Raw genomic sequence first — 19460 nt, 5'->3', positions numbered from 1 at the left:
TTCGACTAACAACCTTTGTGCTTCGGCAAAAAACACAATTAAAACTTTTAATCTTTTTTTACCTTATTTTATTATTTCTCAATCACACTCAACTCCCCTATAGAAACCCTTTCTCCCTTACCAATCGCGGATAATGCCACAAAACGCAAATATCGTGCTTTAACCTTTTTAAATATTTTCAACTGTTCTATAGGATTATTTTTAATATTTGAAAATTCTCCTTCTGATTGTTTTCTCCACTTTTTAGCGTCTTTACTTGTATAAAACTCATAATTTGAAATTAAATTGAGTTGGTTTCCCATTTGTAAAGGCATATAACTAAATCCCTTGATTTTTGATACTTTTCCCATATCTATAATAACCTCCTGTGGAAGCTTATGAGTATTATCTCCAAAAGTCCAACACGTATCAGGATTCTCATCAATAATCTTTTCTGCTTCTTTGATATCACCGCTGGAAACTTTCCATATTTTCCAATTCGTTTTAGAAAGACCAAATTTTACGGTTTTAACAGCGCTGTTTATTTGCTCTGAAGTATTTCTGGCAATAGTTTTTACAACCGCAGTTTTATCAAACATAAAAGATCCTTGATATAATTGACTCTTTTCAGTTGGTTCTGTTCCATCAACGGTATAATAAATTGCATTTCCTTCGGTGGTTTCCATAGTAACAATCCCGTTTTTATCTCTTTGAACTATTGGCATTTTTACAAAAGTAGGCGCATTATAAGCCTTAATTTCAGAAAGTACTATATTGGCTTTTGCATCAGTAATACTAACTCGTAAAGCTGTCGCCTTTACGCGGTTTATCCTTACTATTCGCTTGTATCCAATGGTAGTTTCATTAGCTACAGTTATCCATTTTCCATCTGCTTCAGCTTCAACAGTAAAAGCTTTAACTCTTTGTCCCAGCTTAATGTACTCTTGAAGCAATATTCTATTAATGGCTGTTGGTTTTTCAAATTGAAATTCGATACGGGCATTTTTAACTCCGTCATCGGTAGCCCAATACGTATTTTTATCGCCATCTGTTAAATTTTCAGCCGAAAAAAGACGATTATTATCTCTAAAATTTGAAGCTTTAACTTTCGTTCCTCTCAATAATTCCGTTTTAAAATCGGCTTTTACAACTGCTACTAATTCTTTTAATCGCTTTTCATCATTCTCATTCACCAAACCTCTTTTATCCACCGGAAGATTAAGCAAAAGATTCGCATTTCGCCCTACCGATTTATAATAAATATCCACCAATTCATCTAATGAACGTACTTTATCATCTTCAGCAGCATGATAAAACCAACCCGGTCTTATAGACACATCTGCTTCACCGGGAACCCATTTTTCTCCATCTTCATGCCCCGACATATATTCCGTATAATGTACTTTCCCAGCTAAATCATCTTTTTGGCGTAAAAGACTCCAATTGGTTTTATTAGCATAACCTTCTTCATTTCCTATCCACCTGGCTTCTGATGGACCAATTCCCCAAACCAAAGTATTAGGTGCCAGATTATAAATCATTTTATACGTTTCTTCCCAATTGTAATATTCCAGCGTATTTATTTTTCTGATTTCATTAGCCCCTCCATAGTAACCATCACCTCCATTGGCTCCGTCAAACCACATTTCAAAAACATCTCCATAATTAGTCAACAATTCTTTCAATTGATTTCTGAAATAAGTAATGTATTCCGGCTTACCATATTGCGGATGATTGCGATCCCAAGGCGAAAGATAAAGTCCTAATTTAAGATTGTACTCTTTACATGCTTCGGTTAATTCTTTGACCACATCTCCTTTTCCATTTTTCCAAGGTGAATTTTTCACCGAACGTTCAGTATATGCCGACGGCCATAAACAAAATCCATCGTGATGTTTTGCTACCAAAATAATTCCTTTCATTCCGGCATCTTTAACAATTCGCGCCCATTGTCGTGCATCTAAATCCGTTGGACTAAATAATTGTGATGATTCATCTCCAAAACCCCACTCTTTATTTGTAAAAGTATTTAATGAAAAATGGATAAAAGCATAAAATTCCATCTCCTGCCAGTCAAGCTGTTTTTGTGTAGGTATTGGTCCAAAAGGGCTGGGTTCATTAATTAACTCCTGGCTATAAACAGAGTAAAATATCGAAAAAAAATTTAATAATAAGAATAGTTTTTTCATTTGTATTTACACTTTTTCTTAAGTTATTCAATTAAGTTAAAGTATAAATTTAAAACTTAATAATTTTCCAAACATATAATTTCGACCAACAACAATTATAAAAGCACTTAAGAAAAAAAAGCCGTCTTTTATTGATGTTGCTAAACCAAAAGAAAACAAATAAATCATATTTTTATGGCTTCAAAAAGCAAGTGTTATTTATGGGAAATGAGAATTTTATCTTTTGTCTGGAAGCCGTTCCGGATATAGATCATTTAATAGAAACTGAAGTGGTCAAAAATTTGGAAACGCTTGCTTTTTCTCACGGAATTGCCAGTATTTACAAAACTTGCGACACCATTGAAGGACTGGAAGAAAGTTTGAATACCCTGCTTTATGACGAGCATTTTAAAGATTACGAAATCATTTATCTGGTGATGCCCGGTCAGCAAAACAACATTTGCCTTCACAATTATTATTACAGTCTGGAAGAAATTGCCGAAATATTTGAAGGAAAATTAAAAGGTAAAATCATCCATTTTTCGAATAAAAAAATTCTGGATTTAACCGAAGATGAAGCACAATATTTTTTAGATATTACTAATGCCAGAGCGATTTCGGGATACGGAATCGAGCATAGCAAAGTGGACAGTATTCACCTTGACAGAGTATTTTTTAGTCTGTTTCAGGATTCCGACGATCCTATCGAAAATGTGGAAGAATTGCATCAAAAACATTATGCCCTTTGTAAATTCCTTGATTTCAGATTGTATTATTAAAAGCTTCGTTCTTTTTAACACTTCTTCAAAAGCAGATAAAATTCTACGGCATATTTTTTGTTTTTGGGTTAATCAATATAATTTTACACAAACTTATCTGTAATGAAAAAATATTATTTACATAACGGTGTGGAGAGCAGCGGTCCATTTAGTTTAACCGAATTAGAAGAAAAACAAATCACTGCCGCAACACCGGTATGGTTTTCCGGAATGCCCGATTGGAAAACTGCAGGTGAAATCGAGGAACTTCAAACGCTGTTGAAAGTAACTCCGCCTCCTTTTAAAAGCAATTCGCCAACTCCCAAAAGCAAAGAAAAAAGCAACAAAATTATGGGGCTGAACAAAGGACGATTCTATTTGTTTGCATTTTTAACTTTACTGGTAATTGGAAGTTTTGCTTTAAATTTTATTAACGAAAATCGAAAACAGGAATTAGAAGCAAGAAACGATAAAACCGAAAGGGAAAATCGTCAATTTCTATTGCAGGAAGAAGAAATTAAGGCGCAAAAAGAACAACTGGCTGAAAAGGAACGATTAGAAGCCGAAAGATTGCTTAAAGAAAAAAAAGGAATCATAAACAAACGCTTATCTGAAATTCAAATTGAACATCTTGAAAAACAAAATCTTTTTGAAGCAACTAAAAATGAATTGGTTAAAGCAAATCAATTTCATTTTTTTAGAACAGAAGAGGAAAAGAATAACGAAATCAACATTATCCAAACCAAACTCAAGCTTTTGCAAGACGAACTGGAATCACTAGACCGAGAACGAACTCAATTGAATTTGGAATTAGAAAACATTCAATTAAAACACTAAAAAAAGTCACCTTTAGTATTTAAAAATATGCAAAATCGTTATTCGTTAGTCATCAGTCCTACTGAGGAAATCATTGCTTTTGTAAAAAAAATGAAAGAAGATTTAGCCAAAGAAATAGGCTGGTTCAACAGTAAAAACTCATTGGCTCATATTACGATAAACGAATTCATGGCTACTGAAAGCGAAATGGAGTTAATCAAACAACAATTATTTCAAATTTGCGACTGCCTTAGCCCAAAATCAGTCTGCTTAGATTCTTTTGCTACTTTTCCAAACGGTGCTTTTTTTATAGCTCCTAACGAAAATTCCAAAAAAGAATTGAAAGAAATCATGAAACATGTTAATCAATCCTTTCGTCCCAAAACGATTTTTAAAAACAATGAGCCTCACCTTTCCATTGCACGCCGGCTAGGTCCTGAAAAAATTGCCGCAGCCTATCATCTTTTTTCTGAGGAAATTCAATTGAATTTTATTTGCGACAATATTGCACTTCGGCTTTTTAACCCAAAAATCAAACAATTTGAAATTATTGACCGCTTTCATTTCAACAGTAATTCCAAACCTTCACTCGAACAGGGAACACTTTTTTAAAAACTTAAACAATTAACTTTTAGCTATTTTCTAAATTTATTTCGGCATCAAACCGAAAAAACGTAAATTTAGAATATGGAAAAGCATTACAACATTATCATTGCCGGAGCCGGCGGTATAGCCGAAGCAGCCGCTTTAATTCTCGCCGAATGGAGCCTTATTACTCCCATCATATATATTGGAAACCGAACCCTTTCTAAAGCCGAATCTGTTGCCGGATGGGTTGAAAAAGGAACAACCAGAAACTGCACGGTTAAAGCTTTTCATCTCAGTCCGGACGAAATCACACCGGAAATGAGAGCTATTTTCACTCAGGGAAACATTATTTTAGATTGTCTTCCGGGAAGTCAGGCTCCTAAAATTGCGCAAATTGCCAAAGATTATCATTTACATTATGCTAATCTTACTGAATATGTAGATGAAACTGCCAAAATCATGACTTTAGCCAAAGATGCCGAAACGGGATTTGTTCTACAAACAGGGATTGCTCCCGGTTATATTGATGTTTTGGCAAATCATTTGTTTCAGGAATTCTGTTCTGATTTTAATGTAAATACAGCCGACAAATTAGAATTTAAAGTTGGGGCGCTGACTAAAAATGCCGTTGCACCACATTACTACGGATTCACCTGGAGTCCAATAGGCGTTGCAACCGAATATTTGAAGAATGCGAATGCTATTCGAAATTTCAGCAAAATCGAGCTTCCCGCTTTATCCGAAAGGAGTTCCATAATCATTAATGACACAACTTATGAAGATGATTTAACTTCGGGCGGTGCCGCTGATTTACCGGATGCTTTAAGCGGAAAAGTTCGCGATTTAGACTATAAAACCCTTCGTTTTCCAGGACATTATAGCTGGGTACAAAACAAATTAAAAACAATAGATTCTTCCAAAAACAAGATAAAAGAATTAGAAAAAATCATGCAGAAAGAAATTCCGTTAATGGAAGATGATCAAATAATCCTTTACGCAGCCGTGGAAGGAAAAGACATCAAAGGTATTTTAAGAAGACGCGAAATTGTCAAAGAAATTCAACCTTTGCAAGTTGGAAAACACAAATTAAGAGCCATACAAGTCACAACAGCAGCTTCTTTGGTACAATCAGCTCAATTATTACTGGAACAAAACTTAAAAGGTGTGATTTTGCAAAGTCAAATCGATGCTAAATCATTTTTAAACGGAAGTTTCATCGTTCCGGTTTATGGAAAAATTTAAAAAACCATTTATTTTATAATTTTAACCATTAAGACATTTAGAAAATTAAGCCTTAACTCCCCTTAATTTCTTAATGCTCCAACTTTAAAAACGGTTTAAATTCTTTTCGAAGACTGTCTGACTATCAATTCCGGTTCTAAAATAATTCGGTTAACCGTTTTTTTCTTCGGATGGCTCATTCGATTTAAAAAAGCTTCAGCCGCCAATTTACCAATTTGGTCACTATGCTGATTAATCGTAGAAATGGAAGGTTGTGTAAGCGAAGTAAACGGCTCATCACTAAAACCAACCAAAGCTATTTCTTCGGGAATCTTAATATTATTTTCCAAAAGCACCTGTAAAGCTCCTAAAGCCGCAATATCACCCGCCACGTAAACCGCATCCGGTCTTTCTGGAGCATTCAATAATTGCTGCATGATTTGGCGTCCGTCCTCAATGCGCAAATTACTTTCAATAATCCAATTGTCCTGAATATCTAAATTCCATTTCTCCAGTGCGTCTTTATAACCGCGAATTCGTTCTTTATAAATTCGAATATGATGAAAACCGGCTATATGTGCAATGCGTTTACAATTTTGTGACACCAAATGATCAACGACCAAATGACTACTTTTATAATCATCAATCCCCACATAATCCACATTCAGCTCCTCTTCACCTCTGTCAAACAAAACCAATTCGGTTCCTCTGGATTTTATTTTTTCGTAAAACTCTAAATTGGTCGTTTCATTAGCCATCGATGCAATAATGCCGTCTACCTGAATTTTGAGTAAAGTATCGATTTCCTGACATTCTTTGGCATACAATTCATTCGACTGCGTCATGATGATATTGTAACCGTTGAGGTTGAGCATTTTTTCAATATTTTCAACTACAGAAGAAAAAAAATGGCTGTTCACACGTGGAATTATCACACCTACCAGATTACTTTTTCCTTTTCGCAACGCACTCGACAAAAAATTCGGCTGATAGTCCAATTCTACCGCCATTTCTTTAACGGCAAGCTTGGTTTTTTCGCTAATTCTGGGGTGGTTATTCAAAGCTTTTGATACCGCCGAAGGGGTTAATCCCAGCACTGCCGCAATATCTTTTATCGTAGATTTTTTTTTATTTTCCAATTAGTTTTTATATTTGTTCAAACGATGGAACAAAAATAGCATTTTAAATGAAAAACACAATAATTATCAAATTGTGTTTTTTTTATTTCTACAACTGTTCAAACGTTGGAACAAAATAAATAATTCATCAAAAAACCAAATAAACAATCAATATCAAATGAAATACATTGTTTGCGAAAAACCGGGAGAATTTATTCTAAAAGAAAAAGAAGCTCCGATTAGAAAAGAAAATGAAGCACTGTTACAAATTAACAAAGTAGGAATTTGCGGAACCGATTTACACGCTTATGGCGGAAATCAGGCATTTTTTACCTATCCAAGAATTTTAGGACACGAATTAGCATCCACTGTTTTGGAAATTGGAGACAATCCAAAAGGAATTAAAGCCGGAGACAATGTTGTGGTAATGCCATACGTGAGCTGCGGAACTTGTATCGCTTGTCGAAACGGAAAAACAAACTGCTGTACCAACATCAAAGTTTTAGGCGTTCACGCTGACGGCGGAATGCAGGAACAAATTACCGTTCCTACCTCTATTCTTTTACCGGCAAATAATTTAACTGATGATCAAATGGCAATTGTAGAACCATTAGCAATTGGCGCACACGCTATCCGCAGAGCAGCCATTGTTCCGGGAGAAACTGTTGCAGTGGTAGGTTGTGGACCAATTGGAATCGGAATTATGAAACTGGCACAAATTGCCGGTGCCAAAGTAATTGCCATTGATATGAATGAGCAACGTTTAGCTTACGCCAAAGAAAAAATTGGAGTGGATTACACGGTAAAAGCAGGTGAAAATACCGTTGAAGAAATCACTAAAATTACCAATGGCGATTTATGTACCGCTGTTTTTGATGCTTCCGGACACAAAGGCGCTTTAGAAACTTGTCCAAATTATATGTCTCACGGAGGACGTTTTGTATTAGTTGGTTTATCAAAAGGGGAATTGACTTATAGTCATCCGGCTATTCACGCCAAAGAAATGACTTTAATGTGCAGCCGAAACGCTACCACTGAGGATTTTGAACATGTAATCAATGTACTAAATCAATTCCCTACCGATTCTTTTATTACACACACGGTCCCTTACACTGAAATGATTGAAAACTTTGACAGCTGGTTAAATCCTGCAACCGGAGTAATTAAAGCTACTGTTGATTTTAAATTAAAATAATTATGGTAATCGATTCACATCAGCATTTTTGGATTTACGAAGCCGAAAAACACGCCTGGATTGACGATAACATGAAAGTCATTCGTAAAAATTTTTTACCGGAAGATTTAAAAATCATTTATCAGCAAAACAATATTGATGGTTGTGTAGCGGTTCAGTCCGACCAAACATTGGCTGAAACCGGTTTCCTTTTGGATTTGGCAGCCAAAAATGATTTTATCAAAGGAATTGTAGGTTGGGTTGATCTGAGAGCAGCTAATATTGATGAAGTTTTAGAAAAACACAGTCAATTTCCAAAACTGAAAGGTTTCCGTCATGTGGTTCAGGGTGAAGCCGATCATAATTTTATGTTACGCCCTAATTTTTTAAACGGAATTGCCGCTCTGGAAAAACACAATTTCACGTATGACATTCTTATTTTTCCACATCAATTAGGAGCTGCTTTAGAATTAGTCCGTCGTTTTCCAAATCAAAAATTTGTTATTGATCACATTGCAAAACCATACATTAAAGACGGATTTTATGATGGTTGGGCAACTTCAATGAAAGCGATAAGCGAACACCAAAATATATATTGCAAACTATCAGGAATGACCACCGAAGCTGATTATAACAATTGGAATCCGGAACAAATTGAACCTTATATGCAATTGGTTTTAGACTCATTTGGAACCGATAGAATCCTTTTTGGCTCCGATTGGCCGGTATGTTTAGTAGCCGGAAACTATACAAAAACAAAAGAATTAGTAACCAATTTTATTGCAAAATTAAGTCCGGATGAACAATCCGGAATTATGGGAAAAAACGCAATTAAATTTTATAACTTATAAATTATGGATTTAGGATTAAAAGGAAAAGTAGTTGTCATCACTGGTGCAGCTGGAATTAAAGGAAGTATTGGAGAAACTATTTTGCAACATTTAGCTTCCGAAGGTGCTATCCCGGCGGTTATTGACCGTAACGACAGAGGTTTTGGATATATTGAAGAAATTCAAAAACAGGGAATTGATGGCTTGTTTTGTAAAACCGATGTTACTGACCCAAAACAAATCGAAGCTGCAATTGCACAAATTACTGCTAAATATGGTCGTATTGATGCCCTAATCAACAATGTAGGTGTAAATGACGGTGCCGGACTTGACGCTTCGTACGAAGAATTTATGGATTCTTTAAAACTGAACATGGTAAGTTATTTCGTAACGGTAAAAAGCGCACTTCCTTACTTAAAAGCTTCCAAAGGACCTATTTTAAATATTGGTTCCAAAGTAGGCTTAACAGGCCAAGGCGGAACTTCAGGTTATGCAGCCGCCAAAGGTGGTGTTTTAGGTTTAACCCGTGAATGGGCAGTGGATTTAATCAAATATTCTATCCGTGTCAATGCGATTATCATTGCCGAAAGCTGGACACCTGCTTACGATAACTGGATTAAAACTTTAGAAAACGGAGAAGAAAAATTACAATCTATCGTTAAAAAAATCCCTTTGGAAAATCGTATGACCACACCTGATGAAATTGCAGATACTTGTTTATTCACCATTTCTGAAAGATCATCACATACCACAGGACAATTTATTTTTTGTGACGGAGGTTATGTTCACTTAGACCGTGCCTTACTAACGGAATAAAACTTTCAAAACAACAAAGAACAAATCATAAGTTTTTTTATGCTTTGTTCTTTTTTTTACCAATCAACCAACTTTTTTAATTTAAAAAAAATGAATTATTCCACCTCAATTGCTGTAGTAAAAAAGGATTTACTTTTCCCTTTTATAATTATTACCTCCTTATTCGCACTATGGGGAGTAGCCAACGATTTAACCAATCCTATGGTTTCTGCCTTCAAAAAAGTAATGCCTGAATTATCAAATACTCAGGCTTCATTAGTGCAATTTGCTTTCTACTTCGGTTATTTTTTCATGGCATTACCCGCAGCTTTATTCATCAGAAAGTACAGTTATAAATCCGGAATCATTTTAGGCTTATGTCTATATGCTACTGGTGCTTTCTTATTTTATCCTGCAGCAGCCTATCAGGACTATAATTTCTTCCTGATCTCTCTTTGGGTAATCACCTGTGGATTAGCCTTTTTAGAAACAACATCTAATCCCTTAATTTTAGCTTTAGGTGATAGTGAAACAGCTACCCGAAGATTGAATCTCGCTCAATCTTTTAATCCTGTAGGTTCCTTAATGGGAATGGTAGTAGCCCAACAATTTATTATTTCAGCGCTTCGATCCGACGATAAAGATGCTTCTGGAGCCTTAATTTACGATACACTATCTGAAACTGCCAAAGCAAGTATTCGCGAAAATGATTTAGGAGTAATTAGTGTTCCTTATATCATATTAGGTTTAGTCGTTTTGAGTATTATGGCAATTATTCTTTTTACTAAAATTCCAAAAACTGCCGATCACGATAAAATGTCTATTTCGGAATCTTTTAAAAAATTATTTGTAAATAAAATATACATTCAGGGAGTGATTGCACAGGCATTTTATGTAGGCGCTCAAATTATGTGTTGGACTTTTATATTTCAATACGTGGATAATATTAACGAAGGCTTACCACAAGAACAACAACTTACTGCCTCCTGGTATAATATTTCGGCAATGATTATTTTTCTGAGCGGAAGATGGATAGGAACAGCACTTATGAGAACGATTAATCCGTCTAAAATATTAATGCTTTTCGGTATTGGCGGTGTTTGCTGCTGTGCTGGGGCTATTTTGTTACCGGGAACTATTGGGCTTTATTCTTTAATTGGAATTTCTTTATTCATGTCAATTATGTTCCCTACTATTTATGGAATTGCTTTAAAAGGAATGGGTGACGAAGCCAAAATAGGTTCAGCCGGATTAGTAATGGCAATTGTAGGTGGAGCATTGATGCCTGTTTTACAAGGAAGTATTTTAGACTGGGGCGGACCTGGTTTCTCGGATATGAAAATTTTAGGCTTTATCCCTGAAGTCAACTTTTCATTTATTTTACCGCTAATTTGCCTTGTTGTAGTAGCAAATTATGGAAGAATGACACTTAAGAAATAATTCTTATCTACATCATACAAAAAGTTCTTCATCTGTTTTTAACAAATGAAGAACTTTTTCATTTTAAACCGTTGCCAAAACTTAATCCCTCTAAAATTACAACTTACTGATGTAACTTCCATAAATATCTTTAAACTGATAGCCTTCAAAAATTCTATCCTTGCTTAATTTTCGAAATTCAACCAATCCCCAAAGCACAAATTCTTTCATAAATAACTCATCTTCTTTAACTAAATCAGCCTGGTACTCTTTTAATAATATTTCTAAAGGAACTATAGCTCCTAAGATAGTTTGGTATTCTTCATCAGAACAGTCATCCAACAATTGAAAACCATTTTCGGCAAAAAACCATTCTATCAAATCAGAATAAGCTGTTTTTTCATTCGGTTTTTCTAATTTTTCAATTTTAGGAAAATAATTTGGGAATAAAGTGCGAACCGCAGCTGCAATTAAGTGCTCGGCTACAACAGCAGCTCCCTCCTGCTCCCCTTCGTAAACCAACTCTACTTTTCCGGTAATGGCGGGAATAATTCCCATAAAATCCGACAAACGAACTGTAGTTTGAGTTGCTCCTGATTTCAATGCGCGACGTTCAGCAGTGCTGATTAAATTTTCATAAGCCGTGATACTCATTCGGGCACTTACACCACTTTTATGATCAACATACTCACTTTCTCTGGCTTCAAAACTTATTTGTTCCAATAAATCTTTGGCTAACGAAGGCACATAAACGGTGTTATCCTGATTAGAATCAAATTGAGCTTCCTGTTCTGTAATGGTTCTTGCAATTTGAATATTTTCGGGATAATGTGTTAAAATTTGAGAACCAATTCGGTCTTTCAACGGTGTTACAATACTTCCTCTGTTTGTATAATCTTCCGGATTGGCCGTAAATACAAATTGCATATCCAATGGCATTCGCAACTTAAAACCTCTGATTTGAATATCACCTTCCTGCAAAATATTAAACAGCGCCACCTGAATTCGGGCTTGTAAATCAGGTAATTCATTTATCACAAAAATACAGCGATTGGCACGCGGAATCATCCCAAAATGAATCACACGGTCATCTGCATAAGATAACTTTAAATTAGCTGCTTTTATCGGATCAACATCCCCTATTAAATCAGCTACGGTAACATCCGGAGTAGCTAATTTTTCATAAAAACGTTCACTTCGGTGCAACCAGGAAATCGGTGTTTCATCACCTTTGGCGATAATTAAATCCTTAGCAAATCGGGAAATGGGACAAAATGGATCGTCATTAATTTCGGAACCACTTACATACGGAATGTATTCATCTAACAATTCAACCATTTTACGCGCCAGTCGGGTTTTAGCCTGACCACGAAGTCCTAATAAATTGATATTATGACGCGAAAGAATTGCTCGTTCCAATTCCGGAATCACCGTATTTTCAAATCCATGAATTCCTTCAAAAGTTGAACTTCCTGATTTGATTTTCTCCCGAAGATTATCTCTCAATTCGTCTTTAATACTTTTGCTTTGATAACCAGATGCCCTTAACTCACCTAAAGTATTCATATTTTCTATTTTCATTTTTGTATGTTTAACTACAAAGTGCACTAAGTTTTACGCAAAGCTCACTAAGTTTTTTTAGATTGTTTATTTTTTATTTAACCGACAAGAACACAAAACTTCCTGTCTATCTACTTTCTGAATACTGCTTTCTGATTACTTAATTCTCTTTTTCCTATTCGTTTCGTAATCTTCAAAAATCATTTCACCCAAACCTTTCAAACCGGTATAAAACGCTTTTCCCTGATTGGCTTCGGTGAATCTTTTGACAAATTTTTGCAAATAAGGATCACTCGCAATCATAAAAGTGGTGATGGGAATGTGCAACTTTCGAGCTTGTTGCGCCTGCGTATAACATTTATCCACAATGTATTCATCTAAACCATTACTGTTCATATAATACGAACCATCCCGCTCTTTAACGCAGCTTGGTTTGCCATCAGTAATCATAAAAATTTGCTTATTGGTATTGCGTTTTCTACGTAACATATCCATCGCCAATTGCAAACCGGCAACTGTATTGGTGTGAAAGGGTCCAACTTTTAAATAAGGTAAATCTTTGATAGCTATGGGCCAGGCATCATTTCCAAAAACCAAAATATCGAGCGTATCTTTAGGATAACGTGTGGTAATTAATTCAGCCAAAGCCATCGCCACTTTCTTGGCGGGAGTTATCCGGTCTTCGCCATACAAAATCATACTGTGGCTAATGTCAATCATCAAGACCGTACTCATCTGGGCTTTGTATTGTGCATCTTCAACTACCAAATCATTTTCAGTGAGCATAAAATCGGCAACGCCATTATTGATTTGGGCATTTCGCAAACTTTCAGTTAACGAAATTCGTTCCAAACTGTCTCCAAAATGAAATTCACGAAATTCTCCTGTGTGTTCATCGCCACTACCGGAATATTTGGTTTTATGATTTCCGTTTCCGGAACGTTTTAATTTCCCAAAAATCTGATCCAGGGCTTGCTGACGAATGGCTCTTTCGGTTTTTGCAGTAATTCCTAATCCCGAAGTTCCATCTTCTTTGACTTCATCTTTAATATAACCTTTCTTCTTCAGGTCTTCAATAAAATCATCAATGGTATAATTTTCGTCGGTTAACTTGTATTCTTTATCTAATTCGCGCAACCAACTGATAGCTTCGTCAAAATCTCCCGAAGTATAAGTGATTAATTCTTTGAAAATTTCAAATAATTTATCAAATGGAGACTGATTAGGAGCCTGATACTGTTTAAAATAGAATCCTTTTTTAATACTGTTTTCCATAGTCCTTAAAATTACAGCATTTTAAAGAGTACTTCAAGCAAACAGTTATTAATTTTTAGTTAAAAAGAACTTTGCAACAGCAATAACAAATATTAAATTTTTCTATTCATAATACTCACCACCAACATAATACCAAATTCCATCTTCCTGAACGAAAGTGGAAAATTCATGATGAATATGCGGTTTTTTATTGGAATCCAAATAATAAGCTTTAAACTCAACGGTTGTTGGAGTAGCGTTTAAAACTTCTAATTTTTGCCATTGGTTAGCCGTAGCCCAAAGCAAAATATCAGCTTTAGAATGCAGCGCTCTTTGAGAAACATGAGTGGTTTCCACCAAATAATACGCCTGATGAGTAGCATAAGCACTATATCGGGAACGCATTAACGCTTCGGCTGTGGGTACATTTTTTTGACCTTTAATATAAGGTTCGCAACAATCTTTAAATTGTTTTTGAGAATTACAATAACATAAATTCATCCTGAAAATCTTAAACCTGACCGTTAAGAGCTACTATTTTTTGATACAATTGATTTAACAACACCTGATATTTACTTAGCTCGATTAAATCCTCATCTTCATCGCTGGTGTCCAGTAAATCATCCAGTTGCTCGCTTACGTCAACTAATTTATTATTGGCTTCTTTAGCATTTTTTGCCGCGATTAAATCAATTATTTCCTGAACTTCCGCTTTTAGTGAAGCATATTTATCGTTTGTCATTTTTATTTGTTTTCTTCGTTTTTATCTTCATTAAATTTCTTCACCATCTCTTTCAACTTTTCTTTTCTAAGCATTTCGGATTTTTTAGCTTTGGCTTGAGCCTTATGCAACTTATCGTTATGCTTCTTTATATTCTTTTCATTATTTCTCCCCATGACTTTATTATTGGCTAAAATAAAAACTGCTATTTTGACGTTTGTTCACTAAAAAAAGCTTCTTATTTGAGACATTAAATTTAGTTTTCAAAATTACTTATTTTTTATTCTTTTTTTGACAAATTATCGGCATTTAAAACATAAAATTAAACTGATTAAATCACCGTAAAAAAAACACTTCTGTGTCATTATTTATTAATTATTTTTATTAGTTTTGAACTAAATACAAGCTGTTTTATTGAATGTTTTTTATCATTTCCCAGAAAAAAATGATAAATTAATCCTTATTACTGATTTTATATAATAAAAAATGAATCTAACAAAGTCGTTACTAAGTCATAACAAATGGTTTACATTAAAGCCGAAATTGACTGGTATTTTCATTTTTTTATTTTTTTGCGTAATCTTTTCTTTAATCATTTCACAACAATATCGTATTGCTCAGAAAGCTAAAGATGATGAAATGAGTGGAATACTTCAAAACATTCACAAAACCATAGAACAATCCTTAAAAGATAATTATGTAGATGCCTTAACATTGGCATTAACAATTAATGACAAAGGAATTCCTAAAAATTTTGAAGCCGTTGGAAAACAAATTTTGGCAAATAACGAAAATATTGATGCCGTTCAATTAGTCCCTGACGGCATTATCCGTTATACTTATCCATTAGAAGGAAATGAAGCCGCTATAGGAATCAATTTACTCAAAGATAAAAAATACCGACATGAGACTTTGAAAGCCATTCAAACCCGAAAAATGTATTTTGCAGGCCCTTTTGAATTAAAACAGGGCGGATTAGGGATTTTAGGCCGTCTGGCTATTTATAAAAACAACAAATTTTGGGGATTTTCGGCTGTCATTATTCGTTTCGAAACCTTATTGAACAATCCCGAAATTAAAAGCATTGACCATTCGAGATATGCTTTTCAAATTTCTAAATTCAGCAGCATTACCCAAAAAGAAACTTTCTTTTTAGGTTCTAATCAAAAACCGAATCCTAAAAATACCGTTACTGCTTTTGTACCGGATGGCGACTGGAAACTTTATTTGATTGACAAACAGCCTAACGAATTTTTTGCAGCTTATATACTTAAAGGAGTTTTAGGCTTTATAACGGCGCTTCTTATAGGATTTTTAACGACTGCTTTTTTCAAGAAACCAGCCGAATTAGAAAAACTACTCAAGGAACAAGCTAATGAACTTTTAAAAAACGAAATAAAATTTAAAAGTGTTTTTGATCAGGCAGCCGTAGGTATCACTTATGTAGACACGGTTACGGGACAACTTTTAGAAGCTAATAAAAAATATTGTGACTTATTAGGCTATACTGAAGAGGAAATAAAGCAAAAAAACATAATAACGATAATCCATCCAGATGATTTAAAAAAGTCTTTTAAAAATTTTGAAAAATTAAAAAAAGGAATCATTCGTGAATATTCAACTGAAAGAAGACACATTACAAAATCAAATGACACCATCTGGATTAAACTTACCATTTCTCCACTTTGGGAAATAAACGGAATTCCAACTAATCATATTGCTATAGCCGAAGATGTAACCGAACGCAAACTTGCCGAACAGGTTATATTAGATTCACAAAAAAGAATGGAATCACTTATCAATACTATTGACGGAATTGTTTGGGAATGTAATGCCGAAAATTTTGAATTTACTTTTGTAAGCAAAAAAGTAGAATCCATTTTAGGCTATACCTCTGAAGAATGGCTTAAAACGCCTAATTTCTGGGTAGATCATATTCATCCCGAAGACAAAGACTACGCTGCTAATTTTTGCGTAGATCAAACTAAAAAATTAAAAAATCATGATTTTGAATACCGAATGATTGCTAAAGACGGTTCGGTTGTTTGGGTACGCGATATTGTAAATGTAATTATTGAGAATGGTAAAGCAAAAAACCTGAGAGGAATTATTATTGATGTAAGTAAAAACAAAGAAACTGAAAAAGATTTAAACAACTCGTTTAACTTAGTAACAGAACAAAATAAGAGACTACTCAATTTTTCGTATATTGTATCCCATAATTTAAGATCACACACTAGTAATATTTCTTCGATTGTAGATTTAATTGATAATTCGGAATCTGAAGAAGAGAAAGAAGAAATGATTCAACTCTTAAAATCCGTTTCTGATTCATTAAACGAAACGATGTTGAATCTAAATGAAGTGGTCAATATTCAAACCAATATAGGCATTGTAACCGAACAACTGAATTTAAAACAATATTTAGACAATACACTGGCTGTACTTGCGGATCAAATTGAATTGAAAGGGATTAAAATAATTAATTCAATTAAAGAGGACATTGAAGTTATTTACAATCCGGCTTATCTGGAAAGTATTTTATACAATCTTATCTCAAATGCCATCCGATACAGTCACCCTGAAAAACACCCAATAATCACTATTGATTGTTATACAGAACACAACAAAACGGTGCTTAAAATATCGGATAACGGAATTGGGATTGATTTAGCCAAAAACGGTCACAAAATATTTGGAATGTATAAAAAATTCAGCACTCATAAGGATTCAAGAGGTATTGGATTATTTATTACCAAAAATCAAATTGACGCTATGGGTGGCAGTATAACCGTGGAGAGCGAACCCAATTTAGGTACAACTTTTAAAGTGTATATATCATGACAGAAAAAACAATTTGGGTTGTAGATGATGATCCTATTTATCAAATCATCATGAAAAAAATTATCCTTAAATCAGGGATTTTTTCGGCTGTACGCTCTTTTTCAAACGGAAAAGAGGCTATTGATGTTTTAAGAAGCAATATTCTGAAACAGAAAACACACCCCAATATTATTCTGTTAGACATCGAAATGCCGGTTTTGGACGGTTGGGGATTTATGGATGAAATTGCCACATTGAAACCTCAAATTACCGGCGAAATTCAAATTTACATTTCCAGTTCTTCCATTGCCATACAAGACAAAGAAAGAGCCAAATACAATCCGGATATTTTTGGCTATATGTCTAAACCAATCAGTCTTGAAGATTTGGTTAAAATTTCAGCTGTTTAAGATTCTAATTTTTCAGCTACTTCTCTTTTTATTTCTTCCAGACTCTTATTGGTATTAATCAATTCATCAATAATTAATTTTCGCAAAAGACCAATATCATCGCAATCAAAATGTTTCGCCCAGGAGCTGAGTTCAATCAAATTCCGAATTTGTTTAATTCTTTTTGTGGTGGCTAAACTGGTACGAAGTACTGCTTGCTGATTGTAATTCGGATTATTTTTATGTTGATAACTAACCGTATTCTTAGCATAATCCATTTCTAAATAATACAACTCATCCGTTGCGTTATCGGGATAAAAACCATCCCATTTAGCAAAACCAATTTTATATTTAGAAGTCGTTTCGGGTTCCATCGGGATCAGGCGCCATTTACTGTTAGCCAATCTCCCCCAATGATTAGAAATCCGATACATTCCTTCGGTTGAATAATAATAACTACTTCCCGCTTTGCTTTCAAATTGTTTTTTTAAACCTTCAATGGCCTCAGGAAGGACTTCATAAAAAACACAAAAAGTATTTTTAAACGAATTAGGATGTGGTTTGTAATTTTTTTGCATGCTGCAAATATACTTAGAAAGCTTAAAACTCTCTAAAGCCAATAATTAATTAACTACCTTTGCACTGAATTTTAAATAAAATATCATGAGCAAGGCTTCAGAAGAAAAGATGTTGCAAAAAGGCGTGTTTACAGGGATTATTGAAAAAGATGAAAACAACAACTTTTTTTGTGGAGAATATCTGTTAGATTATAAAATGGTTCAGGCAAAATTTACTGTAGGAGATTGGATAACAATAAAATCAGTAATTGAAAACCCAAGTGACATCAGTTATGAAAAATACCCTAAAAAATCTAAAAATTTCGATAAAGCCAACAACAAGCCGGAACAATAAATACTGATTATCTGATACTTAACTTCAAAAAAACTTTTTTCTTTTTTTTAAATGAAAAATTGAAAACTTAAAAAAAAGTGTACCTTTGCAAAAATTTTGTCAAATACGAAACCAAAAATAATTGGTTACAAACTAAAAGACAAGTAGTTACATAATTTATGAAAAAAATAGTTGAATACCGCAAGCTCTTAAATGTTGATAAAACTGTACAGCTAAAAGAATTGAAAACCATTTATCGTAACGCGATGAAAGAAGCTCACCCTGATAAATTTCAAGGAGATGAGGCTGGTTTAAAAGCAGCTGAAGAAAATAGTAAAAAAATCATTGAAGCTTACCACCATTTAGTAAGTATCAATCCTGAAACTATCAAACAAAACTTGCCGGAATATCAGGAAACTATTGCAACTGCAACCATTACAGATTATAAATTTGAAGAAGCAAGACTAATTGTGAACTTTTCAAACGGGAGTGTTTACGAATACATCAGTGTTCCTAAAGCTACTTATGTAAAAATGGTTAATGCTGATTCTCCATCTCGTTTTGCTAAAAGACACGTTTTTGGTTCTTTCCCATACAGAAAAGTAACTAATCAGGATTAACTAGATTAATTAGTCATTCCTTAAAAAGCCACTATTTTAAATCTCGATTAAAATAGTGGTTTTGTTTTTAGTAAAAAAGTTGAACAATAATTGTAGCCAAAAAATAATTTGCTCTTTGATTTGATTAAATCTGAGCTTTAGATTGTATCCAATTCCCGCTAGTAGTGCATTATGAACATCTCCAGTCACGCCTTTAAGGAAGTTTAGTCCTAAAGAATGATTTTTTTTCAAGTGTGAGATTGTAGGTTCGATGGCTGCTCTTGCTCTAAATCTTTTTCTAGCTACTTCTTGTTTGTATTTTGTTTTTTCTTTATTGTTTTTTGGTATTAATACCTG

General features: G+C 34.1%; 20 protein-coding genes and 1 pseudogene. 12 read left to right on the top strand and 9 right to left on the bottom strand.

Annotated features, from left to right (window positions below; all coding sequences use genetic code 11):
* Positions 1-71 precede the first annotated feature (71 nt).
* Positions 72-2168 carry an alpha-L-fucosidase gene (locus tag H599_RS0112195; RefSeq protein ID WP_026714394.1) on the bottom strand — a complete coding sequence of 699 codons (2097 nt, stop codon included), beginning with the start codon at positions 2166-2168 and terminating at the stop codon, positions 72-74.
* 200 nt (positions 2169-2368) lie between these two features.
* Between H599_RS0112195 and H599_RS0112185 the strand changes: the two genes are divergently transcribed.
* From H599_RS0112185 to H599_RS0112170, 4 genes are all read left to right on the top strand, one after another.
* The gene (locus H599_RS0112185) at positions 2369-2926 is read left to right on the top strand and encodes a DUF6642 family protein (protein WP_026714393.1); all 558 of its coding nucleotides are present in this window, start codon (positions 2369-2371) and stop codon (positions 2924-2926) included.
* Positions 2927-3028: 102 nt separating this feature from the next.
* A complete protein-coding gene (locus H599_RS20355) occupies positions 3029-3742 on the top strand; it encodes a DUF4339 domain-containing protein (RefSeq protein WP_026714392.1) in 714 nt (237 codons plus the stop codon).
* A 27-nt stretch (positions 3743-3769) separates the two neighbouring features.
* On the top strand, positions 3770-4333 hold the full coding sequence (locus H599_RS0112175; RefSeq protein WP_026714391.1) for a 2'-5' RNA ligase family protein: 564 nt from the start codon (positions 3770-3772) through the stop codon (positions 4331-4333).
* 75 nt (positions 4334-4408) lie between these two features.
* Entirely contained in the window at positions 4409-5551 is a 1143-nt protein-coding gene (locus H599_RS0112170; protein WP_026714390.1) for a saccharopine dehydrogenase family protein, read from the top strand.
* A gap of 95 nt (positions 5552-5646) precedes the next feature.
* Here H599_RS0112170 and H599_RS0112165 read toward each other — a convergent pair whose 3' ends face one another.
* Positions 5647-6669, bottom strand: coding sequence for a LacI family DNA-binding transcriptional regulator (locus tag H599_RS0112165; protein ID WP_026714389.1), 1023 nt, complete (start codon positions 6667-6669; stop codon positions 5647-5649).
* Positions 6670-6826: 157 nt separating this feature from the next.
* Between H599_RS0112165 and H599_RS0112160 the strand changes: the two genes are divergently transcribed.
* From H599_RS0112160 to fucP, 4 genes are all read left to right on the top strand, one after another.
* Positions 6827-7843, top strand: a complete 1017-nt coding sequence (locus H599_RS0112160; RefSeq protein ID WP_026714388.1) for a zinc-binding alcohol dehydrogenase family protein — start codon at positions 6827-6829, stop codon at positions 7841-7843.
* Between the two features lie 2 nt (positions 7844-7845).
* Positions 7846-8673, top strand: coding sequence for an amidohydrolase family protein (locus H599_RS0112155; protein ID WP_026714387.1), 828 nt, complete (start codon positions 7846-7848; stop codon positions 8671-8673).
* A gap of 3 nt (positions 8674-8676) precedes the next feature.
* On the top strand, positions 8677-9468 hold the full coding sequence (locus H599_RS0112150; RefSeq protein ID WP_026714386.1) for an SDR family oxidoreductase: 792 nt from the start codon (positions 8677-8679) through the stop codon (positions 9466-9468).
* Between the two features lie 90 nt (positions 9469-9558).
* A complete protein-coding gene (fucP, locus tag H599_RS0112145; RefSeq protein WP_026714385.1) occupies positions 9559-10887 on the top strand; it encodes an L-fucose:H+ symporter permease in 1329 nt (442 codons plus the stop codon).
* 96 nt (positions 10888-10983) lie between these two features.
* On the opposite strand, the gene H599_RS0112140 is transcribed toward fucP, so the two are convergent.
* The 5 genes from H599_RS0112140 to H599_RS21025 form a co-directional block, all read right to left on the bottom strand.
* Positions 10984-12447, bottom strand: coding sequence for a hypothetical protein (locus H599_RS0112140; protein ID WP_026714384.1), 1464 nt, complete (start codon positions 12445-12447; stop codon positions 10984-10986).
* A 135-nt stretch (positions 12448-12582) separates the two neighbouring features.
* Positions 12583-13701, bottom strand: a complete 1119-nt coding sequence (locus tag H599_RS0112135) for a vWA domain-containing protein (protein ID WP_026714383.1) — start codon at positions 13699-13701, stop codon at positions 12583-12585.
* A gap of 102 nt (positions 13702-13803) precedes the next feature.
* Positions 13804-14181, bottom strand: coding sequence for a YchJ family protein (locus H599_RS0112130; protein WP_026714382.1), 378 nt, complete (start codon positions 14179-14181; stop codon positions 13804-13806).
* 10 nt (positions 14182-14191) lie between these two features.
* Positions 14192-14422 (bottom strand): hypothetical protein, encoded by a 231-nt coding sequence (locus H599_RS0112125; protein ID WP_026714381.1) that lies wholly within the window; start codon positions 14420-14422, stop codon positions 14192-14194.
* A 2-nt stretch (positions 14423-14424) separates the two neighbouring features.
* Positions 14425-14577, bottom strand: coding sequence for a hypothetical protein (locus H599_RS21025; RefSeq protein WP_169736900.1), 153 nt, complete (start codon positions 14575-14577; stop codon positions 14425-14427).
* Between the two features lie 463 nt (positions 14578-15040).
* Between H599_RS21025 and H599_RS20350 the strand changes: the two genes are divergently transcribed.
* Positions 15041-17245 carry a PAS domain S-box protein gene (locus H599_RS20350; RefSeq protein ID WP_162174262.1) on the top strand — a complete coding sequence of 735 codons (2205 nt, stop codon included), beginning with the start codon at positions 15041-15043 and terminating at the stop codon, positions 17243-17245.
* Complete coding sequence (locus H599_RS0112110; protein ID WP_026714380.1) at positions 17242-17634, top strand: response regulator; 393 nt, start codon at positions 17242-17244, stop codon at positions 17632-17634. Before H599_RS20350 ends, H599_RS0112110 begins: the two co-directional genes overlap by 4 nt.
* Here the strand turns inward: H599_RS0112110 and H599_RS0112105 are convergent.
* Entirely contained in the window at positions 17631-18191 is a 561-nt protein-coding gene (locus H599_RS0112105) for a hypothetical protein (protein WP_026714379.1), read from the bottom strand. The genes H599_RS0112110 and H599_RS0112105 overlap by 4 nt on opposite strands.
* Before the next feature lie 85 nt (positions 18192-18276).
* On the opposite strand from H599_RS0112105, the gene H599_RS0112100 reads away from it, so the two are divergent.
* Complete coding sequence (locus H599_RS0112100) at positions 18277-18525, top strand: hypothetical protein (RefSeq protein ID WP_026714378.1); 249 nt, start codon at positions 18277-18279, stop codon at positions 18523-18525.
* A gap of 158 nt (positions 18526-18683) precedes the next feature.
* Complete coding sequence (locus tag H599_RS0112095; protein WP_026714377.1) at positions 18684-19124, top strand: KTSC domain-containing protein; 441 nt, start codon at positions 18684-18686, stop codon at positions 19122-19124.
* 36 nt (positions 19125-19160) lie between these two features.
* Here the strand turns inward: H599_RS0112095 and H599_RS20900 are convergent.
* A pseudogene (locus H599_RS20900) lies at positions 19161-19460 on the bottom strand (hypothetical protein); the annotation flags it as partial.

This window comes from Flavobacterium daejeonense DSM 17708 (genome assembly GCF_000425425.1).
Lineage (GTDB): Bacteria > Bacteroidota > Bacteroidia > Flavobacteriales > Flavobacteriaceae > Flavobacterium > Flavobacterium daejeonense.
The sequence above is the reverse complement of the archived record's forward strand: the minus strand, read 5'-3'. Positions and strand labels throughout refer to the sequence as shown.

Excerpts from the sequence above, each read along its gene's own strand:
- H599_RS0112100 (WP_026714378.1), top strand. The coding sequence starts at position 18,277 with ATGAGCAAGGCTTCAGAAGAAAAGATGTTGCAAAAAGGCGTGTTTACA.
- H599_RS0112125 (WP_026714381.1), bottom strand. The coding sequence starts at position 14,422 with ATGACAAACGATAAATATGCTTCACTAAAAGCGGAAGTTCAGGAAATA.
- H599_RS0112185 (WP_026714393.1), top strand. The coding sequence starts at position 2,369 with ATGGGAAATGAGAATTTTATCTTTTGTCTGGAAGCCGTTCCGGATATA.
- H599_RS0112160 (WP_026714388.1), top strand. The coding sequence starts at position 6,827 with ATGAAATACATTGTTTGCGAAAAACCGGGAGAATTTATTCTAAAAGAA.
- H599_RS0112195 (WP_026714394.1), bottom strand. The coding sequence starts at position 2,168 with ATGAAAAAACTATTCTTATTATTAAATTTTTTTTCGATATTTTACTCT.
- H599_RS0112130 (WP_026714382.1), bottom strand. The coding sequence starts at position 14,181 with ATGAATTTATGTTATTGTAATTCTCAAAAACAATTTAAAGATTGTTGC.
- H599_RS0112135 (WP_026714383.1), bottom strand. The coding sequence starts at position 13,701 with ATGGAAAACAGTATTAAAAAAGGATTCTATTTTAAACAGTATCAGGCT.
- H599_RS20350 (WP_162174262.1), top strand. The coding sequence starts at position 15,041 with ATGAGTGGAATACTTCAAAACATTCACAAAACCATAGAACAATCCTTA.
- H599_RS0112150 (WP_026714386.1), top strand. The coding sequence starts at position 8,677 with ATGGATTTAGGATTAAAAGGAAAAGTAGTTGTCATCACTGGTGCAGCT.
- H599_RS0112140 (WP_026714384.1), bottom strand. The coding sequence starts at position 12,447 with ATGAAAATAGAAAATATGAATACTTTAGGTGAGTTAAGGGCATCTGGT.
- H599_RS20355 (WP_026714392.1), top strand. The coding sequence starts at position 3,029 with ATGAAAAAATATTATTTACATAACGGTGTGGAGAGCAGCGGTCCATTT.
- H599_RS0112155 (WP_026714387.1), top strand. The coding sequence starts at position 7,846 with ATGGTAATCGATTCACATCAGCATTTTTGGATTTACGAAGCCGAAAAA.
- H599_RS21025 (WP_169736900.1), bottom strand. The coding sequence starts at position 14,577 with ATGGGGAGAAATAATGAAAAGAATATAAAGAAGCATAACGATAAGTTG.
- H599_RS0112095 (WP_026714377.1), top strand. The coding sequence starts at position 18,684 with ATGAAAAAAATAGTTGAATACCGCAAGCTCTTAAATGTTGATAAAACT.
- H599_RS0112170 (WP_026714390.1), top strand. The coding sequence starts at position 4,409 with ATGGAAAAGCATTACAACATTATCATTGCCGGAGCCGGCGGTATAGCC.
- H599_RS0112105 (WP_026714379.1), bottom strand. The coding sequence starts at position 18,191 with ATGCAAAAAAATTACAAACCACATCCTAATTCGTTTAAAAATACTTTT.
- fucP (WP_026714385.1), top strand. The coding sequence starts at position 9,559 with ATGAATTATTCCACCTCAATTGCTGTAGTAAAAAAGGATTTACTTTTC.
- H599_RS0112175 (WP_026714391.1), top strand. The coding sequence starts at position 3,770 with ATGCAAAATCGTTATTCGTTAGTCATCAGTCCTACTGAGGAAATCATT.
- H599_RS0112110 (WP_026714380.1), top strand. The coding sequence starts at position 17,242 with ATGACAGAAAAAACAATTTGGGTTGTAGATGATGATCCTATTTATCAA.